This is a genomic window from Gracilibacillus thailandensis (assembly GCF_010994055.1).
Taxonomy (GTDB): domain Bacteria; phylum Bacillota; class Bacilli; order Bacillales; family Amphibacillaceae; genus Gracilibacillus; species Gracilibacillus lacisalsi.
Window position 1 is genome coordinate 1 of record NZ_WJID01000114.1, and the last position, 237, is coordinate 237.

Annotated in this window: 1 protein-coding gene; it reads right to left on the bottom strand. The window is 38.0% G+C overall.

Translation table 11 applies throughout. From position 1 onward, the window contains the following. Positions 1-237: transposase (locus GH715_RS21990; RefSeq protein WP_163578815.1), on the bottom strand; the 237-nt coding region annotated here is incomplete at both ends.

Genomic DNA, 237 nt, shown 5'->3' on the forward strand with positions numbered 1-237 from the left:
TGAATAATTACCTGAAAGGTAATCGGATATGGCAGCTAATTTCATTTCTTTAGTGTAGGTTTTATTGTGGGAAGTCCCCTTTAAACCTTCCACACCGTATTTGTCCACCATTTTCCTCCAATACACAAGGGTAGTATGATGTACACCGTACTTTCTCTGGATCTCACTTAAGCTATATCCTTGATTTTCATAGGCATCCAATACTGTCCGTTTAAATTCAGCAGTATGACCTTTTCT